Annotated in this window: 17 protein-coding genes, 1 pseudogene and 1 other annotated feature; of the genes and pseudogenes, 7 read left to right on the top strand and 11 right to left on the bottom strand. The window is 35.6% G+C overall.

Annotation, left to right across the window (positions count from 1 at the left end):
* Nucleotides 1–77: 77 nt before the first annotated feature.
* A complete protein-coding gene (locus LC087_RS17160; RefSeq protein WP_226542887.1) occupies nucleotides 78–731 on the top strand; it encodes a hypothetical protein in 654 nt (217 codons plus the stop codon).
* Between the two features lie 94 nt (nucleotides 732–825).
* Here the strand turns inward: LC087_RS17160 and LC087_RS17155 are convergent, their stop codons facing one another.
* Nucleotides 826–1,251, bottom strand: a complete 426-nt coding sequence (locus LC087_RS17155) for a hypothetical protein (RefSeq protein WP_226542885.1) — start codon at nucleotides 1,249–1,251, stop codon at nucleotides 826–828.
* A 203-nt stretch (nucleotides 1,252–1,454) separates the two neighbouring features.
* Here LC087_RS17155 and LC087_RS17150 point away from each other — a divergent pair, with 203 nt between their 5' ends.
* The 3 genes from LC087_RS17150 to LC087_RS17140 all read left to right on the top strand — a co-directional run bounded on the left by LC087_RS17150 (nucleotide 1,455) and on the right by LC087_RS17140 (nucleotide 3,067).
* Entirely contained in the window at nucleotides 1,455–2,315 is an 861-nt protein-coding gene (locus tag LC087_RS17150; RefSeq protein ID WP_306019735.1) for a beta-carotene 15,15'-monooxygenase, read from the top strand.
* A 37-nt stretch (nucleotides 2,316–2,352) separates the two neighbouring features.
* Nucleotides 2,353–2,520, top strand: a complete 168-nt coding sequence (locus LC087_RS17145) for a hypothetical protein (RefSeq protein ID WP_306019734.1) — start codon at nucleotides 2,353–2,355, stop codon at nucleotides 2,518–2,520.
* Between the two features lie 91 nt (nucleotides 2,521–2,611).
* On the top strand, nucleotides 2,612–3,067 hold the full coding sequence (locus LC087_RS17140; RefSeq protein WP_306019733.1) for an HIT family protein: 456 nt from the start codon (nucleotides 2,612–2,614) through the stop codon (nucleotides 3,065–3,067).
* A 108-nt stretch (nucleotides 3,068–3,175) separates the two neighbouring features.
* Here the strand turns inward: LC087_RS17140 and LC087_RS17135 are convergent, their stop codons facing one another.
* Together LC087_RS17135 and metG are read right to left on the bottom strand one after the other, a co-directional pair.
* Nucleotides 3,176–3,334 (bottom strand): hypothetical protein, encoded by a 159-nt coding sequence (locus LC087_RS17135; RefSeq protein WP_226542878.1) that lies wholly within the window; start codon nucleotides 3,332–3,334, stop codon nucleotides 3,176–3,178.
* Between the two features lie 27 nt (nucleotides 3,335–3,361).
* On the bottom strand, nucleotides 3,362–4,978 hold the full coding sequence (metG, locus tag LC087_RS17130) for a methionine--tRNA ligase (protein WP_226542876.1): 1,617 nt from the start codon (nucleotides 4,976–4,978) through the stop codon (nucleotides 3,362–3,364).
* A gap of 258 nt (nucleotides 4,979–5,236) precedes the next feature.
* Nucleotides 5,237–5,510, bottom strand: a binding site (T-box leader).
* Between the two features lie 133 nt (nucleotides 5,511–5,643).
* On the opposite strand from metG, the gene LC087_RS17125 reads away from it, so the two are divergent.
* Both LC087_RS17125 and LC087_RS17120 read left to right on the top strand, forming a co-directional pair.
* On the top strand, nucleotides 5,644–6,240 hold the full coding sequence (locus LC087_RS17125) for a DUF2812 domain-containing protein (RefSeq protein ID WP_306019732.1): 597 nt from the start codon (nucleotides 5,644–5,646) through the stop codon (nucleotides 6,238–6,240).
* A 19-nt stretch (nucleotides 6,241–6,259) separates the two neighbouring features.
* Nucleotides 6,260–6,790, top strand: a complete 531-nt coding sequence (locus LC087_RS17120; RefSeq protein ID WP_306019731.1) for a hypothetical protein — start codon at nucleotides 6,260–6,262, stop codon at nucleotides 6,788–6,790.
* Nucleotides 6,791–6,822: 32 nt separating this feature from the next.
* Here the strand turns inward: LC087_RS17120 and LC087_RS19840 are convergent, their stop codons facing one another.
* The 8 genes and pseudogenes from LC087_RS19840 to LC087_RS17085 all read right to left on the bottom strand — a co-directional run bounded on the left by LC087_RS19840 (nucleotide 6,823) and on the right by LC087_RS17085 (nucleotide 15,631).
* Entirely contained in the window at nucleotides 6,823–7,209 is a 387-nt protein-coding gene (locus LC087_RS19840; RefSeq protein ID WP_371932712.1) for a C-terminal helicase domain-containing protein, read from the bottom strand.
* A gap of 228 nt (nucleotides 7,210–7,437) precedes the next feature.
* Nucleotides 7,438–7,934: pseudogene (locus tag LC087_RS19835) on the bottom strand (DEAD/DEAH box helicase family protein); the annotation flags it as partial.
* An 814-nt stretch (nucleotides 7,935–8,748) separates the two neighbouring features.
* Complete coding sequence (locus LC087_RS17110) at nucleotides 8,749–9,861, bottom strand: RNA-guided endonuclease TnpB family protein (RefSeq protein ID WP_306019730.1); 1,113 nt, start codon at nucleotides 9,859–9,861, stop codon at nucleotides 8,749–8,751.
* 101 nt (nucleotides 9,862–9,962) lie between these two features.
* Nucleotides 9,963–10,613: an HAD family hydrolase gene (locus LC087_RS17105; RefSeq protein ID WP_226542396.1), complete on the bottom strand. Its 651-nt coding sequence runs from the start codon at nucleotides 10,611–10,613 to the stop codon at nucleotides 9,963–9,965.
* A 94-nt stretch (nucleotides 10,614–10,707) separates the two neighbouring features.
* Complete coding sequence (locus tag LC087_RS17100) at nucleotides 10,708–12,135, bottom strand: glycoside hydrolase family 32 protein (protein WP_226542398.1); 1,428 nt, start codon at nucleotides 12,133–12,135, stop codon at nucleotides 10,708–10,710.
* A gap of 11 nt (nucleotides 12,136–12,146) precedes the next feature.
* A complete protein-coding gene (locus LC087_RS17095; RefSeq protein ID WP_226542400.1) occupies nucleotides 12,147–13,094 on the bottom strand; it encodes an aminoimidazole riboside kinase in 948 nt (315 codons plus the stop codon).
* Between the two features lie 63 nt (nucleotides 13,095–13,157).
* Nucleotides 13,158–14,540 (bottom strand): sucrose-specific PTS transporter subunit IIBC, encoded by a 1,383-nt coding sequence (locus LC087_RS17090; protein WP_226542402.1) that lies wholly within the window; start codon nucleotides 14,538–14,540, stop codon nucleotides 13,158–13,160.
* Between the two features lie 200 nt (nucleotides 14,541–14,740).
* Entirely contained in the window at nucleotides 14,741–15,631 is an 891-nt protein-coding gene (locus tag LC087_RS17085; protein WP_306019729.1) for a PRD domain-containing protein, read from the bottom strand.
* A gap of 316 nt (nucleotides 15,632–15,947) precedes the next feature.
* Here LC087_RS17085 and LC087_RS17080 point away from each other — a divergent pair, with 316 nt between their 5' ends.
* Nucleotides 15,948–16,550, top strand: coding sequence for a hypothetical protein (locus LC087_RS17080; RefSeq protein ID WP_226542404.1), 603 nt, complete (start codon nucleotides 15,948–15,950; stop codon nucleotides 16,548–16,550).
* Nucleotides 16,551–16,584 lie beyond the last annotated feature (34 nt).

Genomic DNA, 16,584 nt, shown 5'->3' with positions numbered 1-16,584 from the left:
TTTAACTAAATATAGTCTTCACTCGTCCTTGATTTTACTTTCAATCTTAAACTACAAAAACATTTGGAGATCTCACTATGTCAATTAAAAAACTATTAAATGCTTTTTTCCTCCTCGTTATAATTTTTATTGTCTTATTAGCAGTTGTCATTGTCCTATCAATTCCTTTCCTATTAATTGCGGCAAATTTATTTATCTTCGATCAACTCGACTTAATAACGATCCATGTTATTGGAGCCTTTGCATTTTTTAAAATGTCTTTGAAAATTACACTTGTAAGCTTTCTATTCTCATTACTAGTCGATGTAATGATTCTACTATGGAAGCGCCAGCCATGGGGTTATCTATTTCAAACTCACGAAACGAAATCAGAAAAAATATTTATGTATATCATGAACACTCTATTATTCAGTTTAACGATCTGGTTTATAAATGAAATCACTGTTAGTTGGTTAGGGGCAGTTGGAGTAGGATTTAGTTTAGCCTCAATTTATATGATCATGTATTATGTAGTCGACCTGTTTAAAGATGATGAAGATGATGAAGAAGATGATACCATGACCATTACTATAGAAGAAGACATAAACTTCAAAATTAACGGTACAAAAAGTAGTCTAACACAATTAAATGAGGCTATTGAAGAAGCAATCGAAGATTATTCAGGGGAAGTAACCTTTAAAACGAAAAATGGAGAAACGTTTTCAATTAAAATCTATCTTGAGGAAAAATAGTTGATTGATAATAACTATAAAATATTAAACCAAAGGAGCTCTTTAGACTGTTCCTTTAGTTTTTTTATATCAAAATTGTGCAGAATGGATAGATCTAACCTTGACCTTCATCTCTTTGCCCACCTTGGCCATGATTTGGAGCGGGTAGGTTTTCCTCTATCCATTCTAGAAAACCTTTTATATCCATATCTTCGTGTATAGTCATACCATCTGGTAGTTCATCCACATCAGATTCCATAATGTACTGAATTACTTGAGGTAAAGTCATCTCTTCTGGTAATTCCACTCCTTCTGGAAGATCAATCTCTTCTAAATCAGGAGGTGTCATCCCTTCTTCACCCATTTGTCCTTCCCCATTGGGTCTTTCTTCACTTGGCCTTTCACCATTTTCTGTAGCACTATTTTCTGATTGTGAGTCCATATTCTCTTCTGTATTTTCTCCTTCAACAACTTCTTGATCGATAGAACAGCCAGCTGTAATTAATGAAATCGCCATACATGCAGCTATAACTTTTTTCAACTTTATCGCCTCTTTCTTATCTTTTGATGCTTTCTATACTTAAAGATCATACATAATTAATGGTCAAGCATATGTCTAAAAAAGAAAAGATTTATGGTAACAATCATGTGTAGTTCAATAATTAATGAAAAAAACGATTTCAACTGTGTGAAAATATCCAAATTTCAGTTATTATTAAAGAGATAACAAAAAGAGGTGATTCTTTGTTTGCATGGGAAACAAACAAAAGACATTATATTGCAATTTCATTGGTATTCATCGTATTAACTACTAATCTGCTCTTATACAGATCTCCAATAGATCTCCCCACAGAAAGCAAATGGGTTGTCTTCGGCTCCCTATTTGATTTAGCCATTTTTGTACCATTGATTTTGTTAGCCATTTATAAGAAAAAAAGTGATTCCATTAAACGATTTATCATATTCATGGCAGCTGGCTTAGTTATAGCTAGATTCCTCATCTCAGAAAACCATCTTGAACCATTTATCGTATTAACATACGTTGGATTTGCCATAGAAGGTTTCATATTATTATTTGAGTTTACAATCCTTCTGATTTTGTTACGTTACTTACCAAAAATATATAAACAAGTGAGAATGTGCGAAGATAGCTTGTTACACTCTTTTCCAAAAGCAGTGGAAGGAAATGTACGAAAAAATCCACTAGTACAAGTAGTTGTGTCTGAAATGCTTATGTTTTACTACGCTTTAGGGTCTTGGAGACAAAAAGCACCGAATGGTAAAGAATATTTTACTCTCCATAAAAATACCAGTTTCATTGCATTTAGAGTCATGATTATCCATGCTATTATACTGGAGACGATTAGCTTACATTGGTGGCTCCACAACCAGTCAATGGTATTATCAATCGTGCTTCTCATATTGAATATATACTCCATTCTTTTTTTCATAGGAGACATACAGTCGCTAAGGTTAAACCCAATTAAAATAACTGACCAACATCTATATCTGTCCATGGGATTGATGAAGAAAATGAAGATTCCCCTTGAAAACATTTCTGCTATTAATATAGATGCACAACTATTAGAAAAAAAAATTAAATAAACAAACGACCGTTGAATTTATGGCTAGAGATCTTGAAATGCTCTATCCTCAGATGATTATAGAATTAAAGACCCCTACAGACGCAACTCTTATTTATGGGATTGAAAAGGTTTATTCCAACGTGGCTATTCGAGTCGATGAACCTGAAAAATTTTATCGTTCACTCAATGAGCAATTCACAAAAAGTGAGCTCACTTCCAATTAAACTATCCCTAAACTACCAATAATTACATGATGAAAATCCTTTTATTGTTCTATTTAAATCCCATTACAAAACTTAAAAGGAGGGAAATTCTTTGAGAGAGATTACCTTATCTGACGGTAAAAAAATAAAAGTGGAATGTTTAAGCTGCGCGATAGCTGGAGGGATCGTTGAACCAGATGGAGGAAAAGTAATGGAAACAGAATTTTTTCACGCCCATCAAGACGTTATTTATCCTATTAGAGGGTTGGTGATTTTAACTTCGAAAAGGCACGTAAAAGGCTTCGATGAATTAACAGAAAGAGAAAAATCCAATTACATAGATACTTTATCTAAAATTCGTAAAGCTCAAAGAAACGTATTAGGTATTGAAAATGTCTATTACTTCTATAACGAAGACACTCCACATCACTTTCATACTTGGATGATCCCAAGGTATGATTGGATGACCCGGTTTGGTCGCTCTGTTGAATCTGTAAAGCCTGTCTTGCAGCATGCTCGAGTTAAATTGAACCACGAAAAGAATGTACAAAAAGTAAAGAAGCCATAACTGCTATGAACAAAGCATTGAAACAAGAAGCGAATTTTAAAGGAGACCTATTTGAAAATTGAAAAGGGGCTACCTAATAATAAAAAGCCCCTCTAGTCCTTATAAATATTACACTTTTTGATTTTGACATTTTATCATTTCTAACTCTATCTTCTTCTTTTCTAATTCGATTTCTTTTTCTTTTAGTTGATATTTTTTCTTCAGTTTATACATTTCATAGATTAAACAACCAGTAAGAATAATGGTAAACCAAAAAAGTAAATCCATTTGCCTCTCCCCTTTAAAATTTTAATCCTACACGTTTTTATTAAACAACCTCTCCTTCTCTTCTTCAATCACTTTTATATCAATTCGGTCAAACAATGGTTTTACATTTTCAATCGTTCCATTCCATATGATAAATAATGGTTCCCATTTCCACTCTTCAATCTGGAAATACCTCTGTATTTCTTGACTGGAAAACGGTAAAAAAGGTGATAAGATTTGCGCAAAATTTATGATTAAATGAACACAGGTAGCCAGCGTTTGCCTACACTCTTTTATATTTTCGGTTCTCGTTTTCCATGGCTCCCTTTCATCAAAATATTTATTTGCTTTTTTAACGAGTAAGAATACTTCTTCTATTCCCTTTTTCAATTGACCTTTCTCAATTAATTCCCCTACCTGATCATAAAGAGTCACTACTTGATCTTTTAATACGGGATCAATCTTTTCATTAGGAATTTCTCCATCAAAGTATTTTTCAATAAATTTTAATGTACGATTAATAAAATTTCCATACGAACCTAAAAGTTCGCTATTATGACTGTATATGAACTCTCTCCAGGAAAAATCGGCATCGCGATTTTCGGGTGCATTAATCGTTAAAAAGTAACGAACCGTATCAGGATGGTACCGATCCAGTAGATCCTTCACCCATATTGCCCAATTTCTACTTGTAGAAATTTTTTTCTTTTCCAGCGTCACATATTCACTAGAAATAATGGATTGAGGCAATGGTCTTTTATCTATCCCTAATAAAATGGCTGACCAAATAATCGTGTGAAAAGGAATGTTATCTTTCCCATGAACATAGTAGGTTTTCGTATGTTCTGTCCAAAATAATCCTCCATCTTTTGTTTGATTACTTGCTGAAAGGTATCCACAAACCGCTTCGATCCACACATACACCTTTTTGTCTTCATATCCATCTACAGGTAGCGGCACTCCTACTGATAAATCTCTTGAAGCTGCTCGATCAACTAAACCTTCACGCAAATACCGTTCGGTAAGCTGAATCGCATTGTCTCGCCAATTTTCTTTAGCCTTCTCTAAGTAACTTTCTAATGAGGGCTGAAATTTTTTCAAAGTAAAATAAAACTGCTCCGAGTCCTTCATTGATGGTTCATTCCCACAATTCTTACACTTTTTATCCAATAAATCTGCGGCATCTAATATTTTCGAGCAGCTTTCACACTGATCTCCTCGAGCAGGATGATGACAGTGCGGACAAGTTCCCTCTACGTAACGATCTGGTAATGACTGCTGGCATGCATCACAATACGTTTGCTTCACAACCTTCTTATAGATGAATTCCTTATTTAATAGTTCTTTAAACACTTTTTGTACTGTTTGATGGTGGTCTTCACTGTCCGTTCTTCCATAATGATCATAAGTAAAACCTAATTTTTCAAAGCAAGAGAGGAATTCCTCATGATAATCATTCACAATTTCCGACACCAATTTGTTCTCTTGTTTTGCACGTATCGCTATCGGCGTTCCATTACAGTCACTTCCTGAAACGTATAAAACCTTTTCTCCTTTTTGTCTGTAATATCGAGCGATAATATCACCTGGTAATAAACTAGCGATATGTCCAATGTGTAAGGACCCATTCGCATAAGGCCAAGCCCCACCTATAAATACACTCATCATTAACACTCCTAATTCTAAAGTATAAGAAAAGCGCAAGCGCCCATCTAGCGACGCAGGTGCTTATAGACCCCCGCATGAGATAAAGGAAACACGAAAAGCCGCAGGCTTCGATGTTGACTTATCGTAGAGAGGAGGACGAAGCATCACCAGTCGCTGGGCGCTGGAGCTAGACAAAAATAAAAGCACCATCCAAAAAAAGACCTATTTATATACTTTCTTACTCTGTAAAAAAAGCCCCGTCCTTATGTAACATACAATAAGGACGAGACTTTGGATCCCGTGGTACCACCTTTATTCGTTGACAATAAATCATCAACCTCAACCGGTACGGAGGCAACAAGCTCTTATACCGTTGTCTTTTATAACGAGAGACATACTCGGCCACACCTACTACTCCCTATTATCCAAGGGAAGTTCAGCTAGCAGCTCAAAGACCATTTTTCAATTGATTTTCCTTGTGCTTTCTCACCATTCGGCACTCTCTGTATAAAGAAAGATTCAATTTACTTTTCCTCATCATCGCTTTTCTAGTAAATAATTAAGGATAAGAATATCATAATTGTGCCATTCGTTCAATATAAATTTGTTAAATATCTACATCTAAAACTGTTGTCATGTCGTTAGCCATTTGAAATAATAGTAACCAAAGGGGAGTTACTATAATGAAGAAAAAAATCAAAAGAAAATTCCGCTCACTTAATCAGTGGCATGTTGAAGAATACGAGTCTTGGCTGACAGACATGGCGAAACAAGGGTGGAAGCTGATTAAAATCAATAGTTTATGGGCTACTTTTGAACAATGTGAACCCGAAACCATCAACTACCGAATTGATATCAAAGAGAATAACAGTACGTATAAAGATAAGATTGAGCTTTTCAAACAAGAAGGGTGGGAATATGTTGATCGTAGCGATGTAATTCTTATATTTAGAGGGAAAATGGAGGAGCTATATGCTGAACCAAAAGAACAAGCAAAAGTGTTCAATCGTTTGAAAAAAAAAGCCATCACAAATACGGTCTCATTCGCCGTTGTTACAATCATCTATTTTTTAAATCTATTTTTAATTTATAGAAATCCTGTGACGAGCTATTTAAATAATAATATGGTATTTATTTTTTGTATTTCTCTCTTCTTCTTCATTCTATCACTCAACATGATAGCAAACGTCTTCCATACACAAAAGCTAATCAACAAATTAAGGTCTGGTGTTTTTCTCAACCATCGTACAAATTATAAGAAAAAAAAGGTTTCAATATAATCTAAAAGGAGTCATTATGTTGGCGTTTGTGCTAATTTTGAATGGATTCGCTTGGAGTAATCTATTAAATACAAATGATGATGATCGTTACCATAAAATATTAGATGAGAACTTATCAGTTGTCGGAATGGACGATATCAATAATGAAGCTAACTATGAAAGAGATGATCACGAAAGCTATTTTTTAAAAGATTCAAGTCTTTTCGTCCATGCTTATGAAGAGTTATATGAAGTAGTTGAATTTAAAGATAGACAGTGGAATCACATGAATATGGAGTACCGACCATCTCTTATATCTGAGCGATACGACATAAAAACCACTTGGTTAGCAAAGCGTTTTGTTAATGATTTAATGGACAAAAGATCATTCAATAAAAATTTTCAACCACTGGATAATCGTACTTTTGATGAACTGTGGATAAATGAAGACGGTCTCAAAAAGGCCATCATTGCAAGAAAAGAGAATGTTGTTTACTATATCGAATACTTAGGAGAAGAATCTATAGAAGAGTTAATTGAAGTTACAAGTAAAAAAACAAACCATCAGTGAGTTTTCCTCAACTGATGGTTTCGTTTTATGCGTCAACAATTTCCCCATGATAAAAGCGTTTTTCTTCCGCCTTGAAACCAAGCTTTTTTTGCCATTCTTTCTAAATCTCTTTCTTCTTTATGATTAATAATAGATATAACGGTACCTTCAGCTCCAAATCTTCCCGTACGACCAGAACGATGAACATATTGTTCGAGACTTTTAGGGAAATCAAAATGAACCACATGGGTGATGGCTTTGATATCCAGCCCTCTAGCCGCAACATCTGTTGCTAGGAGCATATTTGTTTGGCCTTGTCGAAAATCTTTCATGGCTTTTTTTCGCTTATCTTTGTTCAGCTCACTATGAAGAAGTGATACGTCAATTTGTTTAAATGATAGCTTTTCCGCCGCCACATTTATTTGCCCTATATCTTTCATGAAGACTAGAATTTTAACGTCTTCTAATCGCGATAGCTTTTCTAAAACAGCCATTTTGTCTCTTTGCTCTGCTTTAAAGTAAACATGGTCGATAGCAGCTGTGTTAATCGATTCATCCTTGTCAATTTTAATAATGGTGGCTTCATTCGTCAGCTCTTTTGCTTTTTCTTCCGTTTCTTTTGGTAAAGTAGCTGAAAACAACAATACTTGCCTATCAGCTAAAGAAGATTTGATGATGCTTTTAATTGTTGATACATGTTCATGTGTTAAAAGTTGATCGCCTTCATCTAACACAATCGTTTTCACCTCATGCATCTTCAGTTTTTTCTTTTGAATGAGTTCAAACACTCGTCCTGGTGTCCCAACAATGATATGAGGGTTTTTCTTTAGTTTTTCAAGCTGCCTTTTAACGTTTGCTCCACCTATCATGGAAGCAGATCGAATGCCACTGCCTTCTCCCCATGTTTGAATTTCTTTTAAAATTTGCATTACAACTCTTGGGAAGAAGCTAAAATAACGGCTTGAGTGGCTTTGCTTTCTGAATCAATGTTATGTAAAAGCGGCAACAAGTAGGCTAACGTCTTTCCTGTCCCTGTTGGAGATTGAGCAATAACGTCTTTTCCCTCTATAATAAGGGGAATTGATTTTTCTTGAATAGTAGTGAAATGAGAAAACTGCTGTTTTTCCCAATTAGTCTTGATGAATGGTTTCAAATTCGTAAGCATGTGGGTGGATATCTCCTTTGAAAAAATGATCGTATAGTTGATCTTATCTTATTGATAACTCTCTGTCTATCCTAACAGAGTATAATAACAGTATGTACAATGTAAGACCCTAAATACCTTTGACCTCCCCCCTCTTTTCCTTTAATATGATTACTCGAATCAATTTCATAACTCAAAAATAAAAAGTACCAACGATGTATTCAAAAATTAAATCTATTTTCTTGTTTTCTATAAGAGGTTGTTTAAAAAGTCCTACGATGGCCTGGATGGCCTAGCATCATCGTTAGCCAAAGGAAGTGGCTGAACTTAGATGATGTTCCGTAGTGGTCGGTTGAATAACTTTGTTGGTTGCTTTTCCGCTCCTCATGCGCACACGAAGTGCTAGCGCAGGCGTTAACTCGTGCGATGTGGTTGTTCTTAGCCTGTGATCCTTAAGTAGACCGCCTCGTTCCTGTCTAGCTTCACCCCTTACACCCTCGAGGTCATAAGTCAAACACTTAGTGAAGGTAAAGAACACCTTCACGTTATGTTCGCCTTATGCTTGTCGGCGATGCACACGATGTGCTAGCATCATTGTTAGCCGCAGGACGCGGCTGTTCTTAGATGATGGACTTACAAAGGGTTTCAGCTTTTCTATTCAGCGCCCTTTTTTCCCTACTTTTTAAACACACACTATAATGAAATTGACTCACTTCTCTAGTGAACTACATACCACCTACTCTAGCGATTAGAGGTGGATGCTTCCTAGGTACAGAAACCTAATGGTCTCTAATGGACTAGGCGATCCCTCGTGAACCAAGAGTTCTTGTTTCCTTTATGTAAGCTTTCGAATACCTTCGTTTTTGATATTGATTGACGCATTCCAATCACGATCGGATGAGAATCCACAATGACAATGGAACACTCGGTCAGAAAGCGTCAATTCTTCCTTGATTTGACCGCAATTTGAGCACGTTTTTGAAGAAGGAAACCATTTATCAATCTTGATTAGTTTCTTTCCTTGTTCTTTTAACTTGTACTCTAAATAGGATGTGAACCTCCCCCAGGCATTATCAGCTACACTTTTACCAAACTTCAATGCTTGAGACATCCCTTTCATATCGAGGTCTTCAATAATGACGCAATCGTATTGGTTTGCGAGTCTATAAGACTGTTTATGAAGAAAGTCTTTTCTTTGGTTGGCGATTTTCTCATGAATTTTCGCTACTTTTAAGCGCTGTTGATGCCAACGAGAAGAGCCTTTTGTTCGTCTAGCTAATATGCGGCTTTCTTTGGCTAGCTTCTCTACCATTTGACGATAAAAACGAGGGTAATTGGCTTTCTTACCTGTTTCACTATCGACAAATAAGCCATTCATCACAAAGTCTAGACCAATCAATAAATGAGCTGGTTGTTCTACAATTTTCTTTTCATATTCAGTCAAGATGGACACAAAAAACTTCCCTGTTTTAGTCATGGAGATCGTACATGCTTTTATCTTATGTCCATCAGGTATTGGGCGATGCTGTTTGATTTTTATCCATGTCAGTTTTGGTAGTTTGATCAATCCATCTATAAGTTTAATATTCCCATTGACCACATTTGTTGTATAGGATTGTCTCGATTTACGACTTTTGAAGGTAGGAAAGTCAGCCTTTTTAGCAAAGAAGTTTTGATACGCTTTTTGAAGATTGATTTGTGCATTCGCTAAAGCGAGTGAATCAACTTCCTTCAACCATTTGAATTCTTGTTTGTACTGGGCAGGTGTCGGGAACTTTTGCATTTTCAAGGTTTCCTTATCATCCTTATATTTCTCATAGGTTTTCTTACGGTCATCTAACATTTTGTTGTACACAAAACGCACACAACCAAAGGTTCTGCGAATAAGAGAAGCTTGTTCACGTGTAGGATAGATACGGAATTTATACGCCTTGTTTAGCTTTGTCACGATTTTCACCTACCTTGACATTCTATAACAATATTATACAAAAAAAGAACCGATTCATCACCCACTTTCTCTTCATTTAGAAGTGGGCGACTTCTCGGTAATTAGGTTAAAATATCTTTTATTTCATCCACTGTATTTACTATATAAGTAGGACTAAACTCACGTAACTCTTCCAATGAACCATAACCATAAGTAACAGCGAGAGAGTCAATCCCTGTTTGATTCGCTCCTATAACATCATGTTTTCTGTCTCCAACCATAATAAAATCCTCTAGTTGATACTCGTAATATGTATTAAGAATATTTTGAATAATTTCCTCTTTAGACGTTCTCGTTCCATCAAGATTACTTCCAACAACAAGATCAAAATAATCGTCAACCTTAAAATGCTTTAATATTTGTTCACTATACACAGTAGGTTTAGACGTAGCAACAACTAAAGTCATATCGCTTTCTTTCAAGGTTTTTAACAAAGATGGAATTTGAGGATATAACTCATTTTCATACATACCCTTCTCCTTAAACCTTGCTCGATAATGACCGATCGCAATATCTACTTTTTCCTTATTAAAACCGTAATAGTCAGCAAAAGAAACTTGCAGGGGAGGTCCGATAAACTTTTCTAATTGATCAACATCTACCTTATGAATATTCATTCTTTGCAAGGCATATTGAACTGATTTTGTTATTCCCTCTTTCGGATCTGAAAGTGTTCCATCTAAATCAAATAAAATGACTTTGTATGTATTCATCACTATCTCCCTTTCCCTTTCTTTTCATCTTATCATAGCATCAAAACAAAAAAGCTGTTGGACAGCATTACTCTCTGTTCAAACAGCTTGTATATTAGTTTAAATTCCATTTGACTAAATCAAAGGTAATTTGTTCGGATGATTGAAAAGAGACTGCTTTATCATGAGGGGAAGGAAAGATTCTTGAAGTAAACACTTCTTGTCCATGATTGATAAAGATTTCGATTGAAGAAGTATCTAAAAAGATAGACAACTGCTTCAATTCTTCTAAATCACAATGTCTTGACTCCATGCCGTCACCTGTAAAACGTTCTCTTTCAAAAGAAAACAGCTTCCTTTGTTTATCAAAATGAATATAACAGTGGTTACGAATGTTGATCCGAAAATCATTTAGGATATTAATTTTGTTTAATTCCAATTCCATTACATCACCAGCAACTTGAGCAAGCTCTTTTTCCTCTTGATTTATAACCACGTGTGAAAAATCAACTCGATTTTGCCGAAGAGATTTCAACTCTCTAATTGGCATTTGATAAAGCTTACCTTCTTTTAAGTGGAGCTGCCTTGGAATAGTCAGTGTGTGAACCCAGTTATGCTTAATCGTTGGCTGCTGGTCTTCCCCTTGCTCCGGAACGCCCATCCAACCGATCATGATTCTTCTTCCTTGATCATCCATTGTTGTCTGAGGAGCATAAAATTCAAACCCTCGATCAAGCTCTGTAAACGTTCCATGTTCGAAATTCACTTGATTATAATCCAGATTACCAATAAAATAACCCGATTGGTATTTATTATGATATTTATATCCTTCTGGTTGAAGGCCTTGCGGGGAAACAATTAACACATCTTGTCCATCAAGTTGGAAAAGATCTGGACACTCCCACATAAAACCAAAATCTTCTAATGATCCTTCATGACTACCTGCAACAGTTCCTAAATGAAGCCACTCTTTTAAGTCATTAGACTGAAACAACACGACTTTTCCTTTTAAATCTTCAGACTGAGCACCAACGACCAAATACCATAGATCTTCATGTTTCCATACTTTCGGGTCACGAAAATGAGCCGTATAGCCTTCAGGAAGTTCAATGACAACCCCCTCTTTCTCAAAATGAAGACCATCTTCGCTAATCGCTCGGCATTGATACGTCTGGCGGTTTCCTTGTTCATCCTTAACATTCCCTGTATAAAACAAAACGAGTTTTCCCAATGAATCCTCGACCGCACTTCCTGAGTAGCATCCATTTTTATCAAACCAATTTGTTGGAGATAAAGCAACGCCATAATCTTGCCAATGAACGAGATCCTTTGATTGATAATGACCCCAAAACTTCGCTCCATGCCCCGTCTCAAACGGATTCCACTGATAAAAGAGATGATATTGCCCTCTCCATTGTATAAATCCATTTGGATCATTTAATAAGCCTACAGGTGGCATGAGATGGTAGCTTAAACGATACGAATCTTGTTCAACCTTCTTTTTATGTTTATCTACTTCTTTTTTCACTAAATCCTCAAGCATCTTTTCACCTGCTATTCAGTTAGTTTGTTTTCAACTTCTTGTAGAGTAGGTAATGCCGTCATGGCTCCTTTAGTTGATGCAGCTAGTCCTCCAGAAACACTAGCAAATTGACCTATCTGCTTCGCTTGTTCAATGGTCATACGGGATAGGTTCCCTTCATAGTGATAAACACTAAATAAAAGTCCCGAAACAAAGGCATCCCCAGCACCTGTCGTGTCAACTGCTTCCACTTTCATAGCAGGTACATGAACTTTCCCTTGTTTGGTTACAAGAACACTTCCCTTTGCACCTAACGTAATGGCGATTAACGGAATATTGTAAGATGAGAGAAGGTCTATCCCTTTGTCTATATCTCGTTGATTTGTTAAAAATTGAAGTTCATCATCTGAAATCTTTAAAATGTCTACTTGAGAAAGAAGAGAAGTAATTTCCTTTTTTGCAGATTCTTCGTCTTCCCATAGAGATAATCTTATATTAGGATCAAACGAAAAAAGTACACCGTTCCTCTTTGCCACTTCAATTGCTTTTAAAGTAGCTGATTTTGAGGGTTCCCTTATTAATGAAATAGACCCAATATGTAAAATTCTCTCTTTCCCTATAACTAATTCATCTATATTTCCAGTATTTAAAAAGGTATCTGCACTTGGATTAATATAAAAATCAAAACTACGTTCTCCATTTTCTCCTAATGTTACAAAGACTGCCCCTGTTTTCGCTTCATTTGTTAAGGGCATTTGAGACGTATTTACTCCATAGCTGGTCAGTGTTTCTTTTAAAAAGTTGCCCAATACATCATCGCCAACTTTTCCTATAAAGGTAGATGGGACACCCAGTCTAGCAATCCCTACTGCTACATTTGCTGGAGCACCTCCAGGGCATTTTTGATAAACTAAATTGGATTCGTCCATAGGAATAAAGTCAATTAATGCTTCGCCTAGACTAATGATTCCACTTTTCATCATATCTCTCCTCATGAAACAGAAGAAATCAGGTACAAATAAACCTGATCTCTTCTCTTATAATTAATTTTCTTCTTCTTTAAATCCTAATAACCAAGTTGCGACAAATGCACTTACTAGAGCAATCGCAAAGCCAACGATATAGTTGATTAAATTGGTCGCTCCTAACGGGGCAACAATTGCGAGCATTGGAATACCTGTTAATCCATAAGCATTGGCAACTACTTCAGTTAGAACCACGTATCCTCCACCTAGTGCTCCACCAATCATAGCACCTATAAATGGCTTGCGGTATTTTAAGTTTACACCGAAAATGACCGGTTCCGTAATACCTAAGAAAGCTGAAAATGCGGCAGGAAGAGCCACTTGCTTCGTTTTTTCACGTTTTGTTTTGAAAAATACGGCTAAACCTGCTCCCCCTTGAGCCACATTAGCCATTGACCAAATTGGAAGTAAATAGTTAACCCCAATATCTGCAATTAAATTTGCTTCAATGGCATGGAAACTATGGTGAACTCCTGTAATGACAATAGCAGAATAAATACCACCAAAAATAATACCTGATACAAAACCAACATTATCATAAACAAAGTTCAATATAGTTGTGATACCTTCACCAACTATAGTTCCTAAAGGACCAATAACTAAAAGGGTTATTAAACCTGTTAAAATAACCGTTACAAAAGGAGTGACAAGTAAATCAATCGCATTTGGAACAATTTTACGAGTGCCTTTTTCAATTTTACTCATCACATAAACGGCAAGTAAAACGGGTACAACCGTTCCTTGATAACCTAAAAGCTCAACATTTAGCCCTAAAAAGTTAATGACTTCTGGTTCAGCATTGGCTAGTCCCCAAGGATTAAGCAATGCTGGATGGGTCATAATTCCACCGATGACTGCACCCAAATATGCGTTTCCACCAAATTCTTTCGCTGCTGAAAAACCAATCAAGATAGGTAGAATAATGAAAGCAGCACTAGAAAACATATCAAGGAATAAAATGATCGCGCTGTCTCCTGAAACCCATTCAAACGTTTTCATCATTCCTAGTAATCCCATTAACAAACCACTTGCAACGATGGCTGGAATAATAGGAACGAAAATATTAGACAATGTTTTTGCAAAACGAGCAAGAGGGTTCATTTTTTTCTTAACCGCTTCTTGATGATCTACTACTTCCTCGTTATTTTGATCTAAACCTGCCTCTTTAACGAACTCAGCATACACCTTATTTACAAGTCCTGTACCAAAGATTACTTGAAACTGACCAGAGCTAGCAAAGGCCCCTTTTACTCCATCAAGGTTTTCAATTGCTTTCTTATCAACCTTATCATCCTCTTTTAATACTAAGCGGAGTCTCGTGGCACAATGTGCCGCACTAACAATGTTTTCTTTTCCTCCTAATAAAGGAACTAGTTGAGATGCTATTTGTTTTACATCCATTTTCTTCACCCTTTCTTCTATTAATAGGATTATCCGTAAGCAGAAATTTATGACAACAAAAAAGACCTAAAACGGGCGAATAAAATATTATCGCTCATTTTAGGTCTTGCCTGCTTATCCAGTAACAATCCCACATATTTAGTTATTTATTATAGCGCTTTCATTGTAATCCTAAACGGACATATACGTCAACCCCTTATTCATTGGGAACGTTTAGCAATTCTTTCAATATGAAGCGCAATATAACCGGCTTCGGATTCAGGAATGATAAAATCATATACATTCTCTAAATATCGGGCTATCTTTTTTGCTATTTCAAAAGAATTATGATATTTCCCTTTAATTAATTCAAGTAATTCTTTATCTATTTGGTGAAAAGGTTCTTTCTTTTCCATCCTTGAAAGAGCAAACCTCAAATGAGTAATCATACGTTGATAAAAATTTCCTTCTTCATCAAGATTAATTTTTAACTCTTTCTCAATAATCTCGATTAACTCTGAAATGACCGTCGTAAGTTTTAGTGTATTCTCCAAATCAGACGAATTCATTTTAGCGGTGTGAATATGAATAGCAATATGTCCTGCCTCATCAATAGGTAGCTCGATATTCAGCTCTCGTTTAATCAATTCAAGTGACCACTGACCAATTTCGTACTCTTGTTTGTATAACAGTTTAATTTCACTCAACAATTTATTTTGGATTGTATAACCTTGTTCAAACCGATTAATAGCAAACGAAAGATGATCCGTTAATGATATATGAATATGGTCACTTAAAGGAGCTTGTAGTTTTCCTTCTGCGTAACTAATAATCTTTTCAGCTATCTCAATGTGCTCGACAGGAACCGATTCTAACAATTCTTGGAACTTTTTATTCCCTTCTTTCATCGTAAAGACTTTCTCAATTTTCATCTTATTAATAATATCCTTACGCTGTTTTTGAAAGGCAATACCCGAACCCATTACAACCTTCTCTACATTATTCTCTTTAACAACAACCGCATTATTATTCAGAATACGATGAATCTTCAAAGATGTCCCTCCTTTATATAACGCATTACCTCTGCAAACAGTCACTCTTCTTGATTTCATTATTTTACCCTCTCTTACAGTGAACCATAAGAAAAGATTGAAAATAAAAAAAGACCACAGGTATTTATAGGACTCAAATAAATGACTCCATACTTACCTAAGGTCTTGCCCGCAACATGGTCACAATCCTGATATTAATTTGGTTTTAGATTAACGTAAAGGAGCCAGTGAGTCAATAAAAAGAAAAATAAAATTTTAGATATTTTTAGGTTTTCCACTTCCGCAAGTACCTAATCACTTTTGGATAAGCTTACATACAATGAAGTATCCCTTAAGAAAGGAGGAGAGTAGCCTGAATAGCCATTGTAATGAGGGTGTGGTTTGTAATCAAAACCTTGCTGGACTTGATGTGATTATACCGGAAATGAGTGAGAGAACAATATATCAATCTTTGGCTAACGAAGGAAAAGATGGCGCAATTACGCTTTATAATTTTAATCAAGGAGACCCTTTTGATATAGAAATTATTTTTGTCACTAAAGATTGTGAAATCATTAAAAGGACCATAACCAGAGATTACACTACATTTAGTTTTGAGAATGTATGTAAAATAATCCTCAAAAACCCTACTGACCAGTTATTGAATATTCTATTGTACTCAATTTGTATTAAATTTGATAATTTTTTAGTATGCAACCAAAATGAAGCTAGTCAACAATTGGATGAAATGCTGCCTAATGTTGAATATAGGTTGTATGAAGCACTTCAAGAAACAGGACGAACAGGAATGATCTCGATCGAAAATCTCCCAACGGATGTTGATCTCATATTCGAATTCACATCTGGTAGAACAAAAATCATCCCGATCAACAGTCTTCAAAGTCAAACATTCACTTATGAAAATTTAAAGAAAATTAGTGCAATAAATAGAGAAGAGACAAACGGTAATCTCGATTTTATTTTGTGTATAATCGTTTAATTCAATAACAAAGGGAGCAAGAATCCGTCTAGGA

The organism is Bacillus carboniphilus (assembly GCF_020524035.2).
In the GTDB taxonomy this organism is placed as follows: domain Bacteria; phylum Bacillota; class Bacilli; order Bacillales; family JAIVKR01; genus Bacillus_CC.
The sequence above is the reverse complement of the archived record's forward strand: the minus strand, read 5'-3'. Positions and strand labels throughout refer to the sequence as shown.

Excerpts from the sequence above, each read along its gene's own strand:
- LC087_RS17160 (WP_226542887.1), top strand. The coding sequence starts at position 78 with ATGTCAATTAAAAAACTATTAAATGCTTTTTTCCTCCTCGTTATAATT.
- LC087_RS17145 (WP_306019734.1), top strand. The coding sequence starts at position 2,353 with ATGCTCTATCCTCAGATGATTATAGAATTAAAGACCCCTACAGACGCA.
- LC087_RS17135 (WP_226542878.1), bottom strand. The coding sequence starts at position 3,334 with ATGGATTTACTTTTTTGGTTTACCATTATTCTTACTGGTTGTTTAATC.
- metG (WP_226542876.1), bottom strand. The coding sequence starts at position 4,978 with ATGAGTGTATTTATAGGTGGGGCTTGGCCTTATGCGAATGGGTCCTTA.
- LC087_RS17125 (WP_306019732.1), top strand. The coding sequence starts at position 5,644 with ATGAAGAAAAAAATCAAAAGAAAATTCCGCTCACTTAATCAGTGGCAT.
- LC087_RS19840 (WP_371932712.1), bottom strand. The coding sequence starts at position 7,209 with ATGAAAGATATAGGGCAAATAAATGTGGCGGCGGAAAAGCTATCATTT.
- LC087_RS17105 (WP_226542396.1), bottom strand. The coding sequence starts at position 10,613 with ATGAATACATACAAAGTCATTTTATTTGATTTAGATGGAACACTTTCA.
- LC087_RS17100 (WP_226542398.1), bottom strand. The coding sequence starts at position 12,135 with ATGCTTGAGGATTTAGTGAAAAAAGAAGTAGATAAACATAAAAAGAAG.
- LC087_RS17095 (WP_226542400.1), bottom strand. The coding sequence starts at position 13,094 with ATGAAAAGTGGAATCATTAGTCTAGGCGAAGCATTAATTGACTTTATT.
- LC087_RS17090 (WP_226542402.1), bottom strand. The coding sequence starts at position 14,540 with ATGGATGTAAAACAAATAGCATCTCAACTAGTTCCTTTATTAGGAGGA.
- LC087_RS17085 (WP_306019729.1), bottom strand. The coding sequence starts at position 15,631 with ATGAAATCAAGAAGAGTGACTGTTTGCAGAGGTAATGCGTTATATAAA.